This window comes from Streptomyces sp. NPDC047042 (assembly GCF_040644035.1).
GTDB lineage: Bacteria > Actinomycetota > Actinomycetes > Streptomycetales > Streptomycetaceae > Streptomyces.
Map to the genome: position 1 here is coordinate 14805 of NZ_JBEYVP010000070.1, position 16445 is coordinate 31249.

The window sequence follows — 16445 nt, forward strand, 5'->3', positions numbered from 1 at the left end:
GATCGGCGCACAGTCGGCATACGTACGACTGCGGTCATGCGGTCATGCGGTCATGCGGTCATGCGGTGGTGGCGGGGGTGCCGGTGGTGTCCGCGGCGCGCGAACTGGTCTGCACGGGCAGGATCGCATGCACCCGGAAGCCGCCTCCGTATCGGGGACCCGCGGTGCAGCCGCCGCCCACCGCGGTGACCCGCTCGCGCATGCCGAGCAGCCCGTGCCCGCCGCCCTCTCCCGGTGCGTTCTTCTGCCCGGGGCCGTTGTCGAGGACGGTGATCTCGATGTTCGGCCCCACCCGTACGACGCTGACCTCGGCCTTCGCCTCCGGTCCCGCGTGTTTCTGTACGTTCGTCAGGGCCTCCTGGATCACCCGGTAGGCGGCCAGGTCGATGGCCGCCGGGAGGGTGGTGTCCTGGTCGGCGCGGGCGACCTCGACCCGGAGTCCGGCGTTGTGGAAGGTGCCGACCAGCTCGTCGAGCCGGTGCAGACCGGGCGCGGGCTCGGTCGGCGCCTCCGGGTCCCCGGACTGGCGCAGCAGCCCGACGGTCGCGCGCAGCTCGTTCAGCGCCGAGCGGCTGGCCTCCCGTACGTGGGCGAGGGCCTCCTTGGCCTGGTCGGGGCGCTTGTCCATGACGTGCGCGGCGACTCCGGCCTGGACGTTGACGAGGGCGATGTGGTGGGCGACCACGTCGTGCAGGTCACGGGCGATGCGCAGCCGCTCCTCGGCGACCCGGCGACGCGCCTCCTCCTCGCGGGTGCGCTCCGCCCGCTCGGCGCGCTCTCTTATGGCGTCGACGAAGGCGCGGCGGCTGCGTACGGCGTCCCCGGCGGTCGCGGCCATGCCGGTCCAGGCGAAGATGCCGAGGTTTTCCTGCGCGTACCAGGGCAGGGGGCCGGCCAGCATCGCGGAACCGGTGAGGACGGTCATCGTGAGCAGGCCCACGCGCCAGCTGGTGGTGCGGTCGGTGGTCGACGCGACGGTGTAGAGGGCGATCACCGCGGACATCGCGACCGGGGCACGGGGGTCGGCGGTGACCGACTCGACGAGGGAGGCGGTGCCGGTGAACGCGAGCACCTTCATGGGGGCGCGGCGGCGGAGGACGAGCGCGGCGGCGCCGAGCACCATGAGGACCAGGCTGAGGGGGTCGGGGGTGCGGGCGGTCCAGGCGCCGCGGTCCTGCCCGTGGGGGTCGACGAAGGAGGCGCCCAGCATGCACAGGAGGACGGCTGCGGCGAGGGCGACGTCCAGTGCGAGGGGGTGCGCTTTGAGGTGGCTCCGGGCGTGTTGGAGCGGGGTCACGTCTGTCAAGGTAGCTCACCTGGGCGTCGCTGGGGACTGCCGTCCCCAGACCCCTGCTCCGGCCCTGAACGGGCCTTGTCCTCAACCGCCGGACGGGCTGAAGAGCACCATCTCACCCCGGGATCAAGCCGTCGTCGCCCAACAGCTCACGGACCTGCTCCAGCGTCGCCTCCGGTGTCGGGAGGATGAGGTCCGACGGTTCCAGGGAGTCGTCGGGCAGCGGTTCGCCCAGTTCGCGGACCTTTGCCAGGAGGGCTTGGAAAGTGCGGCGGAAGCCGGGGCCGTCGCCCAGCTCCATTTCCGCCAGGAGTACGTCGTCCAGCTTGTTCAGTTCGGTGAGGTGGCCGTCCGCCAGCCTCACCTGGCCCTCCCCCATGATCCGTACGATCATGTCGCCCTCCTCAGGCGTGGCCCACTGCGTGAGAACTACTGCTTGTCGAAACGCGGGGTGTCCGTCGGCTGCTGCGACGGGGACTGCTGCCGGCCGTTGCCGCCCTCGATGGCCTGCTGTCCCGACGACGAGCCGCCGGCCAGCTCCGCCTTCATGCGCTGCAGTTCCAGCTCCACATCCGTACCACCGGAGAGCCGGTCCAGCTCGGCCTGGATGTCGTCCTTCGCCATGCCCGTGGGGTCGTCGAGGGCGCCCGAGGCGAGCAGTTCGTCGATCGCGCCGGCGCGTGCCTGGAGCTGTGCCGTCTTGTCCTCGGCCCGCTGGATCGCCAGGCCCACGTCGCCCATCTCCTCGGAGATGCCGGTGAACGCCTCGCCGATCCGGGTCTGCGCCTGGGCGGCGGTGTACGTCGCCTTGATCGTCTCCTTCTTGGTGCGGAAGGCGTCGACCTTGGCCTGGAGGCGCTGCGCCGCGAGGGTGAGCTTCTCCTCCTCGCCCTGGAGGGTCTGGTGCTGTGTCTCCAGGTCCGTCACCTGCTGCTGCAGGGCGGCCCGGCGCGAGAGCGCCTCGCGGGCCAGGTCCTCGCGGCCCAGCGCGAGCGCCTTGCGGCCCTGGTCCTCCAGGGTGGAGGACTGCTTGTTCAGCTGGGCGAGCTGCAGCTCCAGGCGCTTGCGGCTGGTCGCCACGTCGGCGACACCGCGGCGCACCTTCTGGAGCAGCTCCAGCTGCTTCTGGTACGAGTAGTCGAGGGTTTCGCGCGGGTCCTCGGCCCGGTCAAGGGCCTTGTTCGCCTTCGCGCGGAAGATCATCCCCATACGCTTCATGACACCGCTCATGGGCTTCGCGCGCCCCCTTCTGACGGAACTCCAGCTCCAGCACCTGCAACAGGGCCAACACCAACAGTACGGGCCCTGCCTCTATTACCGCACTGTTCCGGGCCCGATGCGCTCATCCCCAAGGACGACTGCGATCTGTCCCACTCCGGCGTAGGGAGTAGGTGACCCCCTACTGCCTGTCTTTTCAGACGACCGGTGTTGCCGGATCGTTCCCCACTGGGCTGGGGTCCATGCCCCGATACCCCTTACCCTTGGGTTTTGTGTTCCGTAGCCGTGCCAACGAAGAGAAGGCCCCCGCCGACAAGGCGCCGGTGACCGACTCCAAGCAGATCCGTGACCCGCAGGCCCCGAAGGGCAGGCCCACTCCGAAGCGGAGCGAGGCCCAGTCCCAGCGGCGCAGCGTGGCCAATACGCCGAAGACGCGCAAGGAGGGCGCCAAGCGGCAGCGCGACGAGCGCCGCGCCGCGATGGAGCGTCAGCGCCAGGCACTCGCCAGCGGGGACGAGCGTTACCTCCCCGCCCGTGACAAGGGCCCGGTGCGCCGTTTCGCGCGCGACTTCATCGACTCGCGCTTCAGCGTCGCCGAGTTCTTCCTGCCGATGGCCGTGATCATCCTCGTGCTGAGCATGGTGCGGGTGGGCGCGCTGCAGAGCATCGCGCTGCTGCTGTGGCTCTTCGTGATCGTGCTGATCATCGTCGACTCGGTCTTCATCGCGCTGCGCCTGAAGAAGCAGCTGGCCGCGCGCTACCCGAACGAGCGGACGAAGGGCGCGGTCGCCTACGCGCTGATGCGCTCTCTCCAGATGCGTCGACTCCGGCTGCCGAAGCCGCAGGTCAAGCGCGGAGAGCGGCCCTGAGCACGACGTCGTTCTCCGGGGGCGCGGCGGATGCCTGGCTGCACAAGCTGGGCGGGCTGCGGAATGTCGTACGGCAGGAGCTGGTGGCCCGGCAGCTCGACGAGCAGATAGCCGGGCGCTTCCCGGTCGGGCAGCGGCTGCGGGTGCTCGACGTCGGTATGGGCCAGGGCACGCAGGCGTTGCGGCTGGCGCGGGCCGGCCATCAGGTCACCGGTGTCGAGAAGGACCCGACGATGCTCGGAGCGGCCCGGGAGGCGCTGGCCGCCGAGCCGGAGGGCATCCGTGACCGGGTGCGGCTCCTCGAGAGCGACGGCCGTGACACCGGGGTGCACTTTCTGCCGGGCAGCTTCGATGTGGTGCTCTGCCATGGCGTACTGATGTACGTCGAACTGCCGGACGCGCTGCTGGCGGGGCTGGCGCGGATGCTGGCTCCGGGCGGGCTGCTGTCCCTGCTGGTGCGCAACGGCGACGCGCTGGCGATGCGGGCGGGGCTTGCCGGGGACTGGGCGGGGGCGCTGGGCGCCTTCGACGCCGACTCCTATGTCAACCGGCTCGGTCTCGAAGTGCGGGCGGACCGGCTGTCCGCGCTGACCGGGACGCTGGCGGGGATCGGGGCGCCGTTGCACGCGTGGTACGGGGTGCGGGTGTTTACGGACACGGCGTCCGATGAGGCGGATGTTCCCTCTGACCTGGACGCGTTGTTGGCGGTTGAGGAGCGGGCGGGGCGGACGGATCCTTACCGGCAGGTGGCTGCGTTGTTGCACTTGTGCGGGGTTCGGGGCTGAGCGGTGTTCGTTGGCTGCGGGCCGGGGGGCTTGTCGCGCAGTTCCCCGCGCCCCTGAAAAGGCCGTTGTCGGCGCCCCTCAGGGGCGCCGACAACGGCCTTTTTCGTTACGCCTCCTGGGCTTCTTTCAGGCTCATGGGGCCGTAGATCTTCGTGGTGTCCTCGAACAGGTGTACCTGGTCGGCGCCGCCTGCGAGGAGGTCCTTCCAGTACTCGCCGATCCAGGACTCGGCGTCCCCCTGCGTCGTGAACTCCTCGGGCTCCACCGCGGGCTGGACCTCCGTCCCGTCGGCCTTCTCGAACCGCCACGTCCATGCCGCCATGTACGCCTCCAAGATATGAACCGCTGCAGACCAGGAGCCGGATCTTGATCCGGCTCCTGCCCCCGAGCCTAGCCGGACGCGCAAGACCTGCGTGGACACGCGAAAATCAGCCTCGTGGAACTCACTCTGCTCGGTACCGGTGCCCCCGCGGGTCTTCCCCGCCCCGACTGCGCGTGCGCGGCCTGTGCCCGCGCGCTCGGTGTGCACGCGCGTGCGGCCACCGCGCTGCTCGTGGACGGCACGCTGCTGCTCGACCTCACCCCCGGCGCCGTACTCGCGGCGGCGCGCGCCGGGCATTCGCTGGGCGGCGTACGGCAGGTGCTGCTCTCGCATCCGCACGACGGGCCGGCCGTCGAGGTGCCGGCGGAGCTCCCGCCGCCCGGACGGGTCCCGGACGGGCGGGAGTTGGCGCTGCTGACCGGGCACCGGGTGCGCGCGGTACCGATGGACGCGCCGGGTACGGGGTACGCGGTGACCGGTCCCGACGGGCAGCGGCTGCTGTATCTGCCGCCGGGCGCGGCGCCGGCCGGGCTCGACGAGAACGGTCCCGCGTACGACATGGTCCTCGCGGACGTCGTCGGGCGCCCGGACGCCCTGGCCCGGCTGCGGGCGGTGGGGGCGCTGGGGCCGGCCACGGATGTCGTCGCCGTCCACCTGGACCATGACGTGCCCCCGGGCGCCGAGTTGCGGCGCCGGCTCGCGGCGGCGGGCGCGCGGGCGGTGCCGGACGGTACGACGTTGACGGTCGGCGTCTATGAGGACGTACCGGATGTGCCGCGCAGGACGCTGGTGCTGGGCGGCGCCCGGTCCGGGAAGTCGGTGGAGGCGGAACGGCGGCTGGAGGCGTTCCCGGACGTGCTGTACGTGGCCACGGGCGGGACGCGCGGCGGGGACGGGGAGTGGGCGGCGCGGGTGCACGCGCACCGGGAACGGCGGCCGGGGTCGTGGCGTACCGCCGAGACGTGCGACCTCGTACCGCTGCTGAAGGAGGAGGGGGCGCCGCTGCTGATCGACTGTCTGTCGCTGTGGCTGACGGATGCGATGGATCAGGTGGGGGCGTGGGACGACGCGGAGTGGGCCGGGGGCGGGGAACGGGAGTTGCGGCGGCGGGTACGGGAGTTGACGGCGGCGGTTCGTTCGACGCGGCGGACCGTGGTGGCCGTGTCGAACGAGGTGGGGTCGGGGATCGTGCCGGCGACTGCGTCCGGGCGGCGGTACCGGGATGAGTTGGGGCGGCTGAACTCGGGGTTCGGGGCGGAGTGTGAGCAGGTGTTGTTGGTGGTGGCGGGGCAGGCGGTTGTGTTGCGGGGGTGAGGGGTTGTTTGTCGGGTGCGGGCCGGTGGGGGCTGATCGCGCAGTTCCCCGCGCCCCTGAAGACGCCCCAGCTGGGCGGGCTTTCAAGGGGCGCGGGGAACTGCGCGACAAGCCCCCACCGGGCCGCAGCTCAATAACCGGCCCCCCGCTCCGCGGCAAAACCCATCCTCGCGATGATTCGGTACGCGCGGCGGTCCGTCGTGACGATCTCGCAGTGCTGGGACTCCAGTTCCGCCACCAGGTTGGCCGGCGGCATCAGGTGGAGGTGGCGGGGCTGGGCGTACCAGGGCCACCACTTGCCCAGCAGGGTGCCGAACGCGCGGTGCGGGTCCGAGAGTTCGATGAGCAGGTGGCCGCCGGGGCGCAGGGCCCGCAGGGCGGCGCGGAGTTCCGCGCGGGGGTCCGGGGTGTGTTCCAGGTGGTGGAACATGCTGACGACGTCGTAACGGGCGTGCAGCCGGTTGACGATCGCCTCGTCGGTGAGGCGGCCCCGGTATGCCTCCTCGATATGGCCGGAGGCACGGGCCTTCTGGACATGGCGGGTGGTGTCCACGCCGTCGAAGGCCGTGTACGGGAAGTAGCGCTTCGCCGCCGCCGGGAAGGCGCCCTCTCCCGTCCCCACGTCGAGCCAGCTCTCCGGTTCCGGGAAGGGGAGCATCGCGCGGGCCGCCGCACGGTGGCGGCGGGGCGGGACCGGGTGGGGGGCCGCCTCGGGCAGGTCACGGTGGTAGAAGGCGAGGGCCTCCGCGGTGAGGCGGGGGTTCTGGAAGGCGTGGCCGCAGTCGCGGCACTCGTCGACGACGAAGGTGCCCTGGCCGTGCCGCCCGCGCTGTCGCAGGTCCGGTGCGCGCAGGCGGGTGCGCAGCCGCCTGGAGCCGCACCAGGGGCAGTCGTCGCGGCGCGGTTCGTGGAACCCGTCGGTCCCGGTCTCCTGTGGGACGGTCGTCTTGGGGGCGGCGGGCATGGGCGGCTCCTGCCGAGGAGGGGCTACGACATTGCGTGTCAAAACGTTACGTAGGGGAACGTGATCCCGGGCGCAATGACATGGCTCCCAGGTGACGGCACCGTGTTCGATGGCTGCCGGTACTGTTCGGCGAATGAGCTCGCTTAATCTCGACGACTTCACCGATCTGATCGAGCGCCCCGACGGCGGGATCCGCCGCGACGCGGAGGCGCGCCGGGAGCGCCAGATCGTGCCGCCCGGGTCGCTCGGGCGCCTCGACGACCTGGGTGAGTGGCTGGCGGCGGCGCAGTCCTCCGTGCCGGTACGGCCGGTCGAGCGGCCGCGTGTCGTGCTGTTCGCGGGGGATCACGGGATCGCCGGGCTGGGTGTGTCGGCGCGCCCCGCCGGCAGCGCCGAGCAGTCCGTGCGGGCCGTGCTGGACGGCTCCAGCCCCGTCGCCGTGCTCGCCCGCCGGCTCGGGGTGCCCGTACGGGTCGTCGACATGGCCCTGGACTGCGACCCGGACGCGCTGCCCGACTCGGTCGCGGGGCACCGGACCCGGCGCGGCAGCGGGCGGATCGACATCGAGGACGCGCTGACCACCGAGGAGGCGGAGGCCGCCTTCCTGGCCGGGGTCGCCGTGGCCGACGAGGAGGCCGACTCCGGTACGGATCTGGTGGTGCTCGGTGATGTGAGCGTGGGCGGGACCACGGCCGCGTCGGTGCTGGTGGCCGCGCTCTGCGGGACGGACGCGTCCGTCGTCACCGGTCGGGGCGGGCTGCCGATCGACGATCTGGCGTGGATGCGCAAGTGCGCCGCGATCCGTGACTCGCTGCGGCGGGCCCGGCCGGTGCTCGGGGACCAGTTGCAGCTGCTGGCCACGGTGGGCGGCGCCGACCTCGCCGCGATGACCGGGTTTCTGCTGCAGAGCGCGGTGCGCAAGATGCCGGTGATCCTGGACGGCGTGGTGTCGGCGGCCTGTGCGCTGGTCGCGCAGCGGGTCGCCTTCCGGGCGCCAGACTGGTGGCTCGCCGGACACAACAGCGGGGAGCCGGCCCAGGCGAAGGCGCTGGACCGGATGGCACTGGAGCCGCTGCTCGACCACGGGGTGACCGTCGGCGAGGGCGCCGGGGCGCTCCTTGCCCTGCCTCTGGTCCAGGCCGCGGCGGCCCTGGCGGCGGAGCTGCCGGAGGTGCCGGAGGCGGAGAAGGAGCCGGAGAAGGAGCCGGAGACGGCTCCCGAGGAGACAGAGGCTCTCTGACCGGACGGGCACAGCGGACACATGGGGCATGCCTCACAACATGCCCCATATGATCGCTCTCCATGGGAGATGCCCGGCTCACGCCGAATGTTCAGCGACGTCCCAGTACCCCCGCCTCGCGGCGAGCCTCCGCGTTCGCCGTCTGGTATCTGCGGGTCGTCACCTTCGTCAACCTCCTCAGCGCGGTGTGGGTCTCCTTCGGGAACGACGTGCGGCGGCACAACGAGGAGAACTTCTTCACCCCGTATCTGCTGACCGCCGGCTTCGCCTCCGGGGTGTTCACGATGTTCCTCGCGATCACCATGCGGCGCCGCAAACGGGCCGCCTGGATCCTGAACTTCGTGATCAGCACGCTGTTCCTGCTGCTGTTCGCGTTCGCCATGTTCTTCGCGGACATCCGTCAGCACGCCCAGAACTGGATCTCCCTCGTCCTGACCGCCGCCTTCGTCGCCGCGCTCGTGGTGGGCCGGCGGGAGTTCTACGCCAAGGGCGACCGGTCCAACCCGCGGCTCGCCGCCGCCGTCGCGGTCGGCGGGCTGCTCGTCTGCTCGCTGTTCGCCGCGCTCCTGGTCACCGTCGCCAACCAGGCCGACGACAGCCACCGTTCGACGTTCCTGGAGCGCTGGAGCTACGGCACGATGCGGCTGATCTCCGTCGCCGCCGACGACTCGGGCTTCGCGGGGATCTCCACACCCAACTGGGTCGATGTCGTCATCAACGTCATCAGTACGCTGCTGATCCTCGCCGTCTTCTACGCCGCCTTCCGCTCCCGTCGTGCCGTCGACCCGCTCACCGAGGACGACGAGACCAGGCTGCGCGCCCTGCTCGACCGCAACGGCGACCGCGACTCCCTCGGCTACTTCGCCCTGCGCCGCGAGAAGAGCGTCGTGTGGTCGCCCACCGGCAAGGCGGCCGTCGCGTACCGCGTCGTGGGCGGGGTGTCCCTGGCGGCCGGTGATCCGATCGGCGACCCGGAGGCGTGGCCCGGCGCCATCGAACCGTGGCTCGCCGAGGCCCGCGCCCATGGCTGGATCCCGGCTGTGATGGGGGCGGGCGAGGAGGCCGGGACGGTGTACGCGCGGCACGGCCTCGACGCCCTGGAGCTCGGCGACGAGGCGCTGGTCGAGACCGCCGAGTTCACGCTCGAGGGCCGGGCCATGCGAACCGTCCGGCAGGCCTACAACCGGGTCAAGCGGGCCGGGTACAGCGTGCGCATCCGACGGCACGCGGACATCCCGGGCGAGGAGATGGCGTACCTCCTCCAGCGCGCCGACGACTGGCGGGACGGCGCCACCGAGCGCGGGTTCAGCATGGCGCTCGGGCGGCTCGGCGACCCGGGCGACGGGCAGTGCGTGATGCTCGAGTGCTCGGACGGCGAAGGCCGGTTGAGAGCGGTGCTCTCCTTCGTGCCCTGGGGGCCGCACGGCCTCTCGCTCGACCTCATGCGACGCGACCGTGACTCCGACAACGGGCTGATGGAGTTCATGGTGATCGAACTTCTCCAGCGCGCCCAGGAGATCGGAATCACTCAGGTCTCACTCAACTTCGCGATGTTCCGTTCCGTCTTCGAACGTGGCGGGCGCATCGGCGCGGGGCCGGTACTGAGGCTGTGGCGCTCGCTGCTCAGTTTCTTCTCCCGCTGGTGGCAGATCGAGTCGCTGTACCGCGCCAACGCGAAGTACCGGCCCATCTGGGAGCCCCGGTTCCTGCTCTTCGAGAAGAGCGCGGACCTGCCGCGCATCGGTGTCGCCGCGGCACGCGCGGAGGGCTTCCTGGAGGCGCCGGGACTGCCGAAGTGGCTGCACCGCAGGCACCTCGAGTCGAAGAGATGAGCACGAGAGGTACGGAAGCACGGGGATGAGGGCCACACGATGAGCACGGTCGTCCGCTGGGCCCGCGCCGAATGGGGACGGCTGTACGTCGCCGTACGCGAGCCCCTGCTCCGGCGGCGATGGCGGGCGCTGCCCATGACGCTCGGAGTCGTGTGTCTGACCGCGCTCGTGCAGCTCACGCAGATCCACGCGGGGCATCAGGGGTACCGGTTCGTGCAGAACATCGGCGGTGTCCGCGCCGAGGACCCGCTGTGGCTCGCCCTGCTGCGCACCCCGCTCTCCCTCTTCGTGCCCGCCCCCGACCTGCCGGTGTGGGGCGCCCTGGCACAGATCCTGGTCGTCTTCGGCCTCGCCGAGATCTGCCTCGGCTGGTGGCGCACCCTCACGATCGCCTACGTCGCCACCCTCGCCGGCACGCTCTACGCGCGCGTGGGCATCGCCGTGGGCCCGGCGGGCTTCCTCGGGCTGCCCGGCACGGACGCGCATGTGGTGGACACCGGCCCCTCAGCGGCCGTGGTGGGCCTCGCGGTCTTTCTGGGGTGGCGTTACCGGGCGTACGTGACCGCCGGTGCGGTGATCGTCGCGATGGTGGTGGAGGTGGTCGTCAAGGACAACCTCGCGGGCAAGGAGCATCTGGCGGCGATCGTCGCCGTACTCGTCCTGTGCGCGGGTTCGGCGCTGCGTCACCGGCGTACGGCGGGGGCGTCGGCCGGTGTCGGGTCGGGTCTGCCGCCGATCAGGTCCTGGAGACGGCGTCGGGGGCCCGCCCAGCGGCGGTCGTGGCGGTAGGCGCGCAGCATCGAGCGGGCCCGGGCGCGGGCGCGGCGGCCGTAGAAGCGCTTCGCCCAGGGGGAGGCGGGGCGGGCCAGGCGGATCGCGCCGACGAGCGCGACGAGGGGGACGATCACCCCGAAGATCGCCGTGCGGGCCTTGCCCTTGCTCAGGGCGAGGAGTGAGAAGAGGAAGTTGACGCCGACGCTGACCATGGCGCCGCCCCGGCTCTGGATGTCCTCGTCGCTGAGGTCGTTCACCCCGAACGGCACGAAGCCCAGGAGGACCAGGCCGACCAGGGCCGCCGTCAGCACCACCACCTCGACGCTCTGCCGGCCCGCCTCGGTCCAGTAGACGTCGTCGAGGTGCAGGATCAGCGCGAACTCGTCCAGGACCAGTCCGGCGCCCACCCCGAACAGCACCGCGCACACCCCCGCCCCGACCCCGCGCTGTCCGCTGGCCACGGCCCCGAAGCCGCCCACGACGGTCAGTACGACCCCGGGGACGACGTGGTGGATGTGCATCCCGCCCGCCTTGACGTTGCCGAACGGCCCTTTGCCCGCGCGGATCATCCGGGTCACCATCCGGGTGAGGAGAAACGTCAGGACGAAGGCGGCGAGCGCCAGGAGCAGCGGCAGTTTGCCCGGCTCGATGATGTTCCGCTCCAGCCAATGACCCATGCGCGCACTTTATCCAGTTATCGGACTTTATGGCCTGCTCGCCCGCCGCCCGGCCGCCGTCTGCCCGCTGCTGCCCGCCCTGTGCGGCGCGTGACTCGCCGGGTACTCTGCGCCGGTGTCCACGCCTCCGCAGCCCCCCGCCACCTCGATCGACGGTCTCCGGTTCGCCTTCGGCACGCTGACCGTGCTGCCGGTGCCGGTGGCCCGCTGGGACCGGGACGCCGCACGCGGCGGCATGCTGTGGGCGCCCGTGGCCGGTCTGGTCGTCGGGGGGTGCGCCGCCCTGGTCGGTCTGGCGCTGATGTTCCTGGGCGGGGGTGCGCTGCTCGCCGCCGTCGCCTCGGCCGCCGTGCCCGCCGTCCTGACCCGGGGGCTGCATCTCGACGGGCTCGCCGACACCGCCGACGGACTGGGCAGCGGCAAGCCCGCCGAGGACGCGCTGCGCGTCATGAAGCAGTCGGACATCGGCCCGTTCGGGGTGCTCACCCTGCTGTTCGTGCTGCTGGCCCAGGTGGCCGCCCTCGCAGAGGCGTACGGCGACTCCTGGGGCCGGGGCGCGCTCGCCGCCGTCGTCTCGGCGACCGCGGCGCGGGTGGCCCTCACCCTGGCGGCCCGCGCCGGCGTACCGGCCGCCCGGCCCGAGGGGCTGGGGGCGGCGGTCGCCGGTACGGTGCCCGCGCGCTCGGCGGTGCTGGTCGCGGTGCTGGTCACGGTCGTGGCGGCCGGTTTCGGCGCGTTCTTCGGGGCGTTCGACATCGTCCGTACCGCCTTCGCGGTCATCGCGGCCTGCGCCGCCGCCGAACGCCTGCTCCAGCACTGCGGGCGGCGCTTCGGCGGGGTCACCGGCGACGTCTTCGGCGCCCTCGCGGAGACGGCGGCCACGGCCGCGCTGGTCGTGCTCTCACTGCGCTGAGCGTCAGCCCACCGGCACGGCGAACTCTCCCGCACAAAGGCCGAGTTGTCCTCGGGTCCGGCGGCGGCCTCCGGGATGCCGTAAGCCGCCCGTGGGAATGAGCGAAACCGGCCACCGAGCGTAGGCTCGTGCCGAGGGTGCCAACCCTGGTGCCGACAGCCCCTGAGGCCGGATTTAGGGTCGCTTGTCGGGCCTGGTCGACCCATTCCACTCGGCCACAGAAACTTTTCAGACGGAAGCGAGAATTCACCACCGTGACTGCTCTCACTCTCAGCACCGCCGCGGTGCCCGGCCTCCGGGCCGACGCGATCGTCGTCGGTGTCGCCAAGGGCGCCAAGGGCCCGGTCGTCGCACCGGGCGCCGAGGCCGTGGACAAGGCGTACGACGGCAGGCTCGCCGACGTCCTGGGGACTCTCGGCGCCTCCGGTGCCGAGGGCGAGGTGACCAAGCTGCCCGCCCCGGCCGGCTTCAAGGCACCCGTCGTCGTGGCCGTGGGCCTGGGCGCGCTGCCCAAGAAGGACGAGGTCTTCGGCGCCGAGTCGCTGCGCCGGGCCGCCGGTGTGGCCGCCCGTACCCTCGCCGGCGCCAAGAAGGCCGCCTTCGCCCTGCCGATCGAGGACGCCGCCGACGCCGGCGCGATCGGCGAGGGCGCGCTCCTCGGGGCGTACTCCTTCGACGCGTACAAGGAGATCGGCAGGAACGGCAAGGACGCCAAGAACGGCAAGGCGCCGCTCGCCGAGGTCGCCCTGCTCGGCGGCAAGCCGCGCGACGCCGCGTTCAAGGCCGCCGTCGCCCGCGCCACCGCCGTGTCCGAGGAGCTCAACCGCGCCCGCGACCTGATCAACACCCCGCCCAACGACCTCAACCCGGAGGCCTTCGCCGCCGTCGCGCAGGCCGCGGCCGAGGAACACGGCATCGAGGTGGAGGTCCTCGACGTCGAGGCGCTGGAGGAGGGCGGCTACGGCGGCATCCTCGGCGTCGGCGCCGGCTCCGCCGCCGGACCCCGGCTGGTGAAGCTGACGTACACGCACGAGGCGGCGAGCAAGCACCTCGCGTACGTCGGCAAGGGCATCACCTACGACTCGGGCGGTATCTCGCTCAAGCCCGCCGGGCACAACGAGACGATGAAGTGCGACATGAGCGGGGCGGCGGCGGTCTTCGCCGCGGTCGTCGCCGCCGCGCGGCTCGGCCTCGAGGTCAATGTCACCGGCTGGCTGGCGCTCGCCGAGAACATGCCGTCCGGCTCCGCCACCCGTCCCGGTGACGTGCTGCGCATGTACAGCGGCAAGACCGTCGAGGTCCTCAACACCGACGCCGAGGGCCGGCTCGTCCTCGCGGACGCCCTGTGGGCCGCGTCGGCGGAGAAGCCGGACGCGATCGTCGACGTGGCGACGCTGACCGGCGCGATGATGCTGGCGCTGGGCAACCGGACGTACGGGATCATGGCGAACGACGACGCGTTCCGCTCCGCGGTGCACGAGGCGGCGGAGGAGGTCGGGGAGGCGGCGTGGCCGATGCCGCTGCCGGACCATCTGAAGAAGGGGATGGAGTCTCCGACGGCCGATATCGCGAACATGGGTGAGCGGTACGGGGGTGGGCTGGTCGCGGGGCTGTTCCTGCGGGAGTTCGTGGGTGAGGGGATCACCTGGGCGCACCTTGACATCGCGGGGCCCGCGTTCAATGAGGGGGGTCCCTTCGGGTACACGCCCAAGGGGGGTACGGGGACGGCTGTGCGTACGTTGGTGCGGCTGGCTGAGTTGACCGCCGGTGGCGATCTGGGATGAGGGTGCGTTAAGGAGTTTTGAGCGGCGGGACCCCGTGGGCGGGTAGTCCGGGGTCCCGTTTGCGCCTCATAGCTCGGTACCTGATGTGCTTTCGCGGGTGCGGGTGCGTTGTGGTTGATCGCGCAGTTCCCCGCGCCCCTATCGGGTGGGGTGTCTCTCACAGTGGCCCGGCGTCTCGGATGGTGCTGACAAGTGCGAAGATGGGCCTCGGCAGGATGGGGCCCCCACCACAGGGCCGAAGAAAGAGCGGCCGGACACCAGCCGCCGACCGGTCACTGACGACCGGCGTACGGCGCAATGCATGGAGGACGTGACGTGGCGAACGACGCCAGCACCGTTTTCGACCTAGTGATCCTCGGCGGTGGCAGTGGCGGTTACGCCGCGGCGCTGCGCGGGGCCCAGCTGGGCCTGGACGTCGCCCTGATCGAGAAGGACAAGGTCGGCGGCACCTGCCTGCACCGGGGATGCATCCCCACCAAGGCCCTGCTCCACGCGGGCGAGATCGCCGACCAGGCCCGCGAGAGCGAGCAGTTCGGTGTGAAGACCACCTTCGAGGGCATCGACGTCCAGGGCGTCCACAAGTACAAGGACGAGGTCATCTCGGGCCTGTACAAGGGGCTCCAGGGGCTTGTCGCCTCTCGCAAGGTCACCTACATCGAGGGTGAGGGGCGCCTCTCCTCCCCCACCTCCGTCGATGTCAACGGGCAGCGGATCCAGGGCCGCCACGTCCTGCTGGCGACCGGCTCCGTGCCGAAGTCGCTGCCGGGCCTGGAGATCGACGGCAACCGGATCATCTCCTCGGACCACGCCCTCGTCCTGGACCGGGTGCCGCAGTCGGCGATCGTCCTCGGCGGCGGTGTCATCGGCGTCGAGTTCGCGTCCGCGTGGAAGTCCTTCGGTACGGACATCACGATCATCGAGGGCCTCAAGCACCTGGCGCCCCTCGAGGACGAGAACTCCTCCAAGCTTCTTGAGCGCGCGTTCCGCAAGCGCGGCATCAAGTTCAACCTGGGCACCTTCTTCTCGAAGGCCGAGTACACCGCGAACGGTGTCAAGGTCACCCTCGCCGACGGCAAGGAGTTCGAGGCCGAGCTGCTGCTCGTGGCGGTAGGCCGCGGGCCCGTCTCCGCCGGTCTCGGTTACGAGGAGCAGGGCGTCGCGATGGACCGCGGCTATGTCCTGGTCGACGAGTACATGCGGACGAACGTCCCGACCATCTCCGCCGTCGGTGACCTGGTCCCGACGCTCCAGCTCGCGCACGTCGGCTTCGCCGAGGGCATCCTGGTCGCGGAGCGTCTGGCCGGTCTGAAGGCCGTTCCGATCGACTACGACGGTGTCCCCCGGGTGACGTACTGCCACCCCGAGGTCGCCTCCGTGGGCATCACCGAGGCCAAGGCCAAGGAGATCTACGGTGCGGACAAGGTCGTCGCTCTGAAGTACAGCCTGGCGGGCAACGGCAAGAGCAAGATCCTCAAGACCGCGGGCGAGATCAAGCTCGTCCAGGTCAAGGACGGTGCCGTGGTCGGCGTCCACATGGTCGGCGACCGCATGGGCGAGCAGGTCGGCGAAGCCCAGCTGATCTACAACTGGGAGGCGCTGCCCGCCGAGGTCGCGCAGCTCATCCACGCGCACCCGACACAGAACGAGGCTCTCGGTGAGGCCCACCTGGCCCTGGCCGGCAAGCCCCTGCACGCCCACGACTGACCCTCGGTCGACGGACGACGACACAGACTTCCGCAATTTCGTAAGGAGCAACCGAAACCATGGCGGTTTCCGTAACCCTTCCCGCGCTCGGTGAGAGCGTCACCGAGGGCACTGTCACCCGCTGGCTGAAGGCCGAGGGAGAGCGCGTCGAGGCCGACGAGCCGCTGCTCGAGGTGTCGACCGACAAGGTAGACACCGAGATCCCCTCGCCCGTGTCCGGCGTACTGGCGTCCATCAAGGTCGCCGAGGACGAGACCGTTGAGGTCGGCGCCGAGCTGGCCCTCATCGACGACGGCAGCGGCGCCCCCGCCGCCGCCCCGGCCCCGGCCGCCGCCGAGGTGGCCCCGCCGGCCCCCGAGCCGGCTCCGCAGGCCCAGCCCTCCACCGAGCAGGCGGCTCCGGCCCCGGCTCCCACCCCGGAGGCCACCTCCGGCGGCAGCTCCGCCGCGGGTACGGACGTCGTCCTGCCCGCGCTCGGCGAGTCCGTCACCGAGGGCACCGTCACCCGCTGGCTGAAGGAGGTCGGCGAGGAGGTCGCGGAGGACGAGCCCCTGCTCGAGGTCTCCACGGACAAGGTCGACACCGAGATCCCGGCGCCCACCTCCGGTGTGCTCCTGGAGATCGTGGTCGGCGAGGACGAGACCGCCGAGGTCGGCGCCAAGCTGGCCGTGATCGGCGCCCCGGGTGCCGCTCCGGCGGCTGCCCCGGCCCCCGCCGCCCCGGCTCCGGCGCCCGCCGCCGCTGGCCCGGCGCCC

The 16445-nt window shown here is 71.6% G+C and carries 16 protein-coding genes; 10 read left to right on the plus strand and 6 right to left on the minus strand.

The features are described 5' to 3' along the window. Nucleotides 1-58 precede the first annotated feature (58 nt). The 3 genes from ABZ855_RS46065 to ABZ855_RS46075 form a co-directional block, all read right to left on the minus strand. On the minus strand, nucleotides 59-1297 hold the full coding sequence (locus ABZ855_RS46065) for a histidine kinase (RefSeq protein ID WP_360819298.1): 1239 nt from the start codon (nucleotides 1295-1297) through the stop codon (nucleotides 59-61). A 112-nt stretch (nucleotides 1298-1409) separates the two neighbouring features. Then, nucleotides 1410-1688 (minus strand): hypothetical protein, encoded by a 279-nt coding sequence (locus ABZ855_RS46070; protein ID WP_360819300.1) that lies wholly within the window; start codon nucleotides 1686-1688, stop codon nucleotides 1410-1412. A 35-nt stretch (nucleotides 1689-1723) separates the two neighbouring features. Next, nucleotides 1724-2524, minus strand: coding sequence for a PspA/IM30 family protein (locus ABZ855_RS46075; protein WP_360819303.1), 801 nt, complete (start codon nucleotides 2522-2524; stop codon nucleotides 1724-1726). A 230-nt stretch (nucleotides 2525-2754) separates the two neighbouring features. On the opposite strand from ABZ855_RS46075, the gene ABZ855_RS46080 reads away from it, so the two are divergent. Together ABZ855_RS46080 and ABZ855_RS46085 are read left to right on the plus strand one after the other, a co-directional pair. Beyond that, complete coding sequence (locus ABZ855_RS46080; protein ID WP_360819305.1) at nucleotides 2755-3381, plus strand: DUF3043 domain-containing protein; 627 nt, start codon at nucleotides 2755-2757, stop codon at nucleotides 3379-3381. Nucleotides 3382-3464: 83 nt separating this feature from the next. Further along, complete coding sequence (locus ABZ855_RS46085) at nucleotides 3465-4166, plus strand: methyltransferase domain-containing protein (protein WP_360819308.1); 702 nt, start codon at nucleotides 3465-3467, stop codon at nucleotides 4164-4166. A gap of 106 nt (nucleotides 4167-4272) precedes the next feature. Here ABZ855_RS46085 and ABZ855_RS46090 read toward each other — a convergent pair whose 3' ends face one another. Further along, a complete protein-coding gene (locus ABZ855_RS46090) occupies nucleotides 4273-4488 on the minus strand; it encodes a hypothetical protein (protein WP_360819311.1) in 216 nt (71 codons plus the stop codon). Between the two features lie 114 nt (nucleotides 4489-4602). On the opposite strand from ABZ855_RS46090, the gene ABZ855_RS46095 reads away from it, so the two are divergent. After that, nucleotides 4603-5802 carry a bifunctional adenosylcobinamide kinase/adenosylcobinamide-phosphate guanylyltransferase gene (locus ABZ855_RS46095; RefSeq protein ID WP_360819314.1) on the plus strand — a complete coding sequence of 400 codons (1200 nt, stop codon included), beginning with the start codon at nucleotides 4603-4605 and terminating at the stop codon, nucleotides 5800-5802. Nucleotides 5803-5932: 130 nt separating this feature from the next. Here the strand turns inward: ABZ855_RS46095 and ABZ855_RS46100 are convergent, their stop codons facing one another. After that, nucleotides 5933-6766 (minus strand): class I SAM-dependent methyltransferase, encoded by an 834-nt coding sequence (locus ABZ855_RS46100; protein WP_360819317.1) that lies wholly within the window; start codon nucleotides 6764-6766, stop codon nucleotides 5933-5935. Between the two features lie 133 nt (nucleotides 6767-6899). On the opposite strand from ABZ855_RS46100, the gene cobT reads away from it, so the two are divergent. The 3 genes from cobT to ABZ855_RS46115 all read left to right on the plus strand — a co-directional run bounded on the left by cobT (nucleotide 6900) and on the right by ABZ855_RS46115 (nucleotide 10627). After that, nucleotides 6900-8006 (plus strand): nicotinate-nucleotide--dimethylbenzimidazole phosphoribosyltransferase, encoded by a 1107-nt coding sequence (gene cobT / locus ABZ855_RS46105; RefSeq protein WP_360819320.1) that lies wholly within the window; start codon nucleotides 6900-6902, stop codon nucleotides 8004-8006. 62 nt (nucleotides 8007-8068) lie between these two features. Next, complete coding sequence (locus ABZ855_RS46110) at nucleotides 8069-9838, plus strand: phosphatidylglycerol lysyltransferase domain-containing protein (RefSeq protein WP_360819323.1); 1770 nt, start codon at nucleotides 8069-8071, stop codon at nucleotides 9836-9838. Between the two features lie 39 nt (nucleotides 9839-9877). Beyond that, the gene (locus ABZ855_RS46115) at nucleotides 9878-10627 is read left to right on the plus strand and encodes a hypothetical protein (protein ID WP_360819326.1); all 750 of its coding nucleotides are present in this window, start codon (nucleotides 9878-9880) and stop codon (nucleotides 10625-10627) included. On the opposite strand, the gene ABZ855_RS46120 is transcribed toward ABZ855_RS46115, so the two are convergent. After that, nucleotides 10522-11289 (minus strand): hypothetical protein, encoded by a 768-nt coding sequence (locus ABZ855_RS46120; protein ID WP_360819328.1) that lies wholly within the window; start codon nucleotides 11287-11289, stop codon nucleotides 10522-10524. The genes ABZ855_RS46115 and ABZ855_RS46120 overlap by 106 nt on opposite strands. Before the next feature lie 115 nt (nucleotides 11290-11404). On the opposite strand from ABZ855_RS46120, the gene ABZ855_RS46125 reads away from it, so the two are divergent. The 4 genes from ABZ855_RS46125 to ABZ855_RS46140 all read left to right on the plus strand — a co-directional run. Beyond that, nucleotides 11405-12202: an adenosylcobinamide-GDP ribazoletransferase gene (locus ABZ855_RS46125; RefSeq protein WP_360819331.1), complete on the plus strand. Its 798-nt coding sequence runs from the start codon at nucleotides 11405-11407 to the stop codon at nucleotides 12200-12202. 254 nt (nucleotides 12203-12456) lie between these two features. Then, nucleotides 12457-13986: a leucyl aminopeptidase gene (locus ABZ855_RS46130; RefSeq protein WP_360819334.1), complete on the plus strand. Its 1530-nt coding sequence runs from the start codon at nucleotides 12457-12459 to the stop codon at nucleotides 13984-13986. A 315-nt stretch (nucleotides 13987-14301) separates the two neighbouring features. Then, nucleotides 14302-15690: a dihydrolipoyl dehydrogenase gene (gene lpdA, locus ABZ855_RS46135; RefSeq protein ID WP_319213876.1), complete on the plus strand. Its 1389-nt coding sequence runs from the start codon at nucleotides 14302-14304 to the stop codon at nucleotides 15688-15690. 59 nt (nucleotides 15691-15749) lie between these two features. Then, the coding region (locus ABZ855_RS46140) for a biotin/lipoyl-containing protein (RefSeq protein WP_360819338.1) at nucleotides 15750-16445 on the plus strand (696 nt) is incomplete at its 3' end.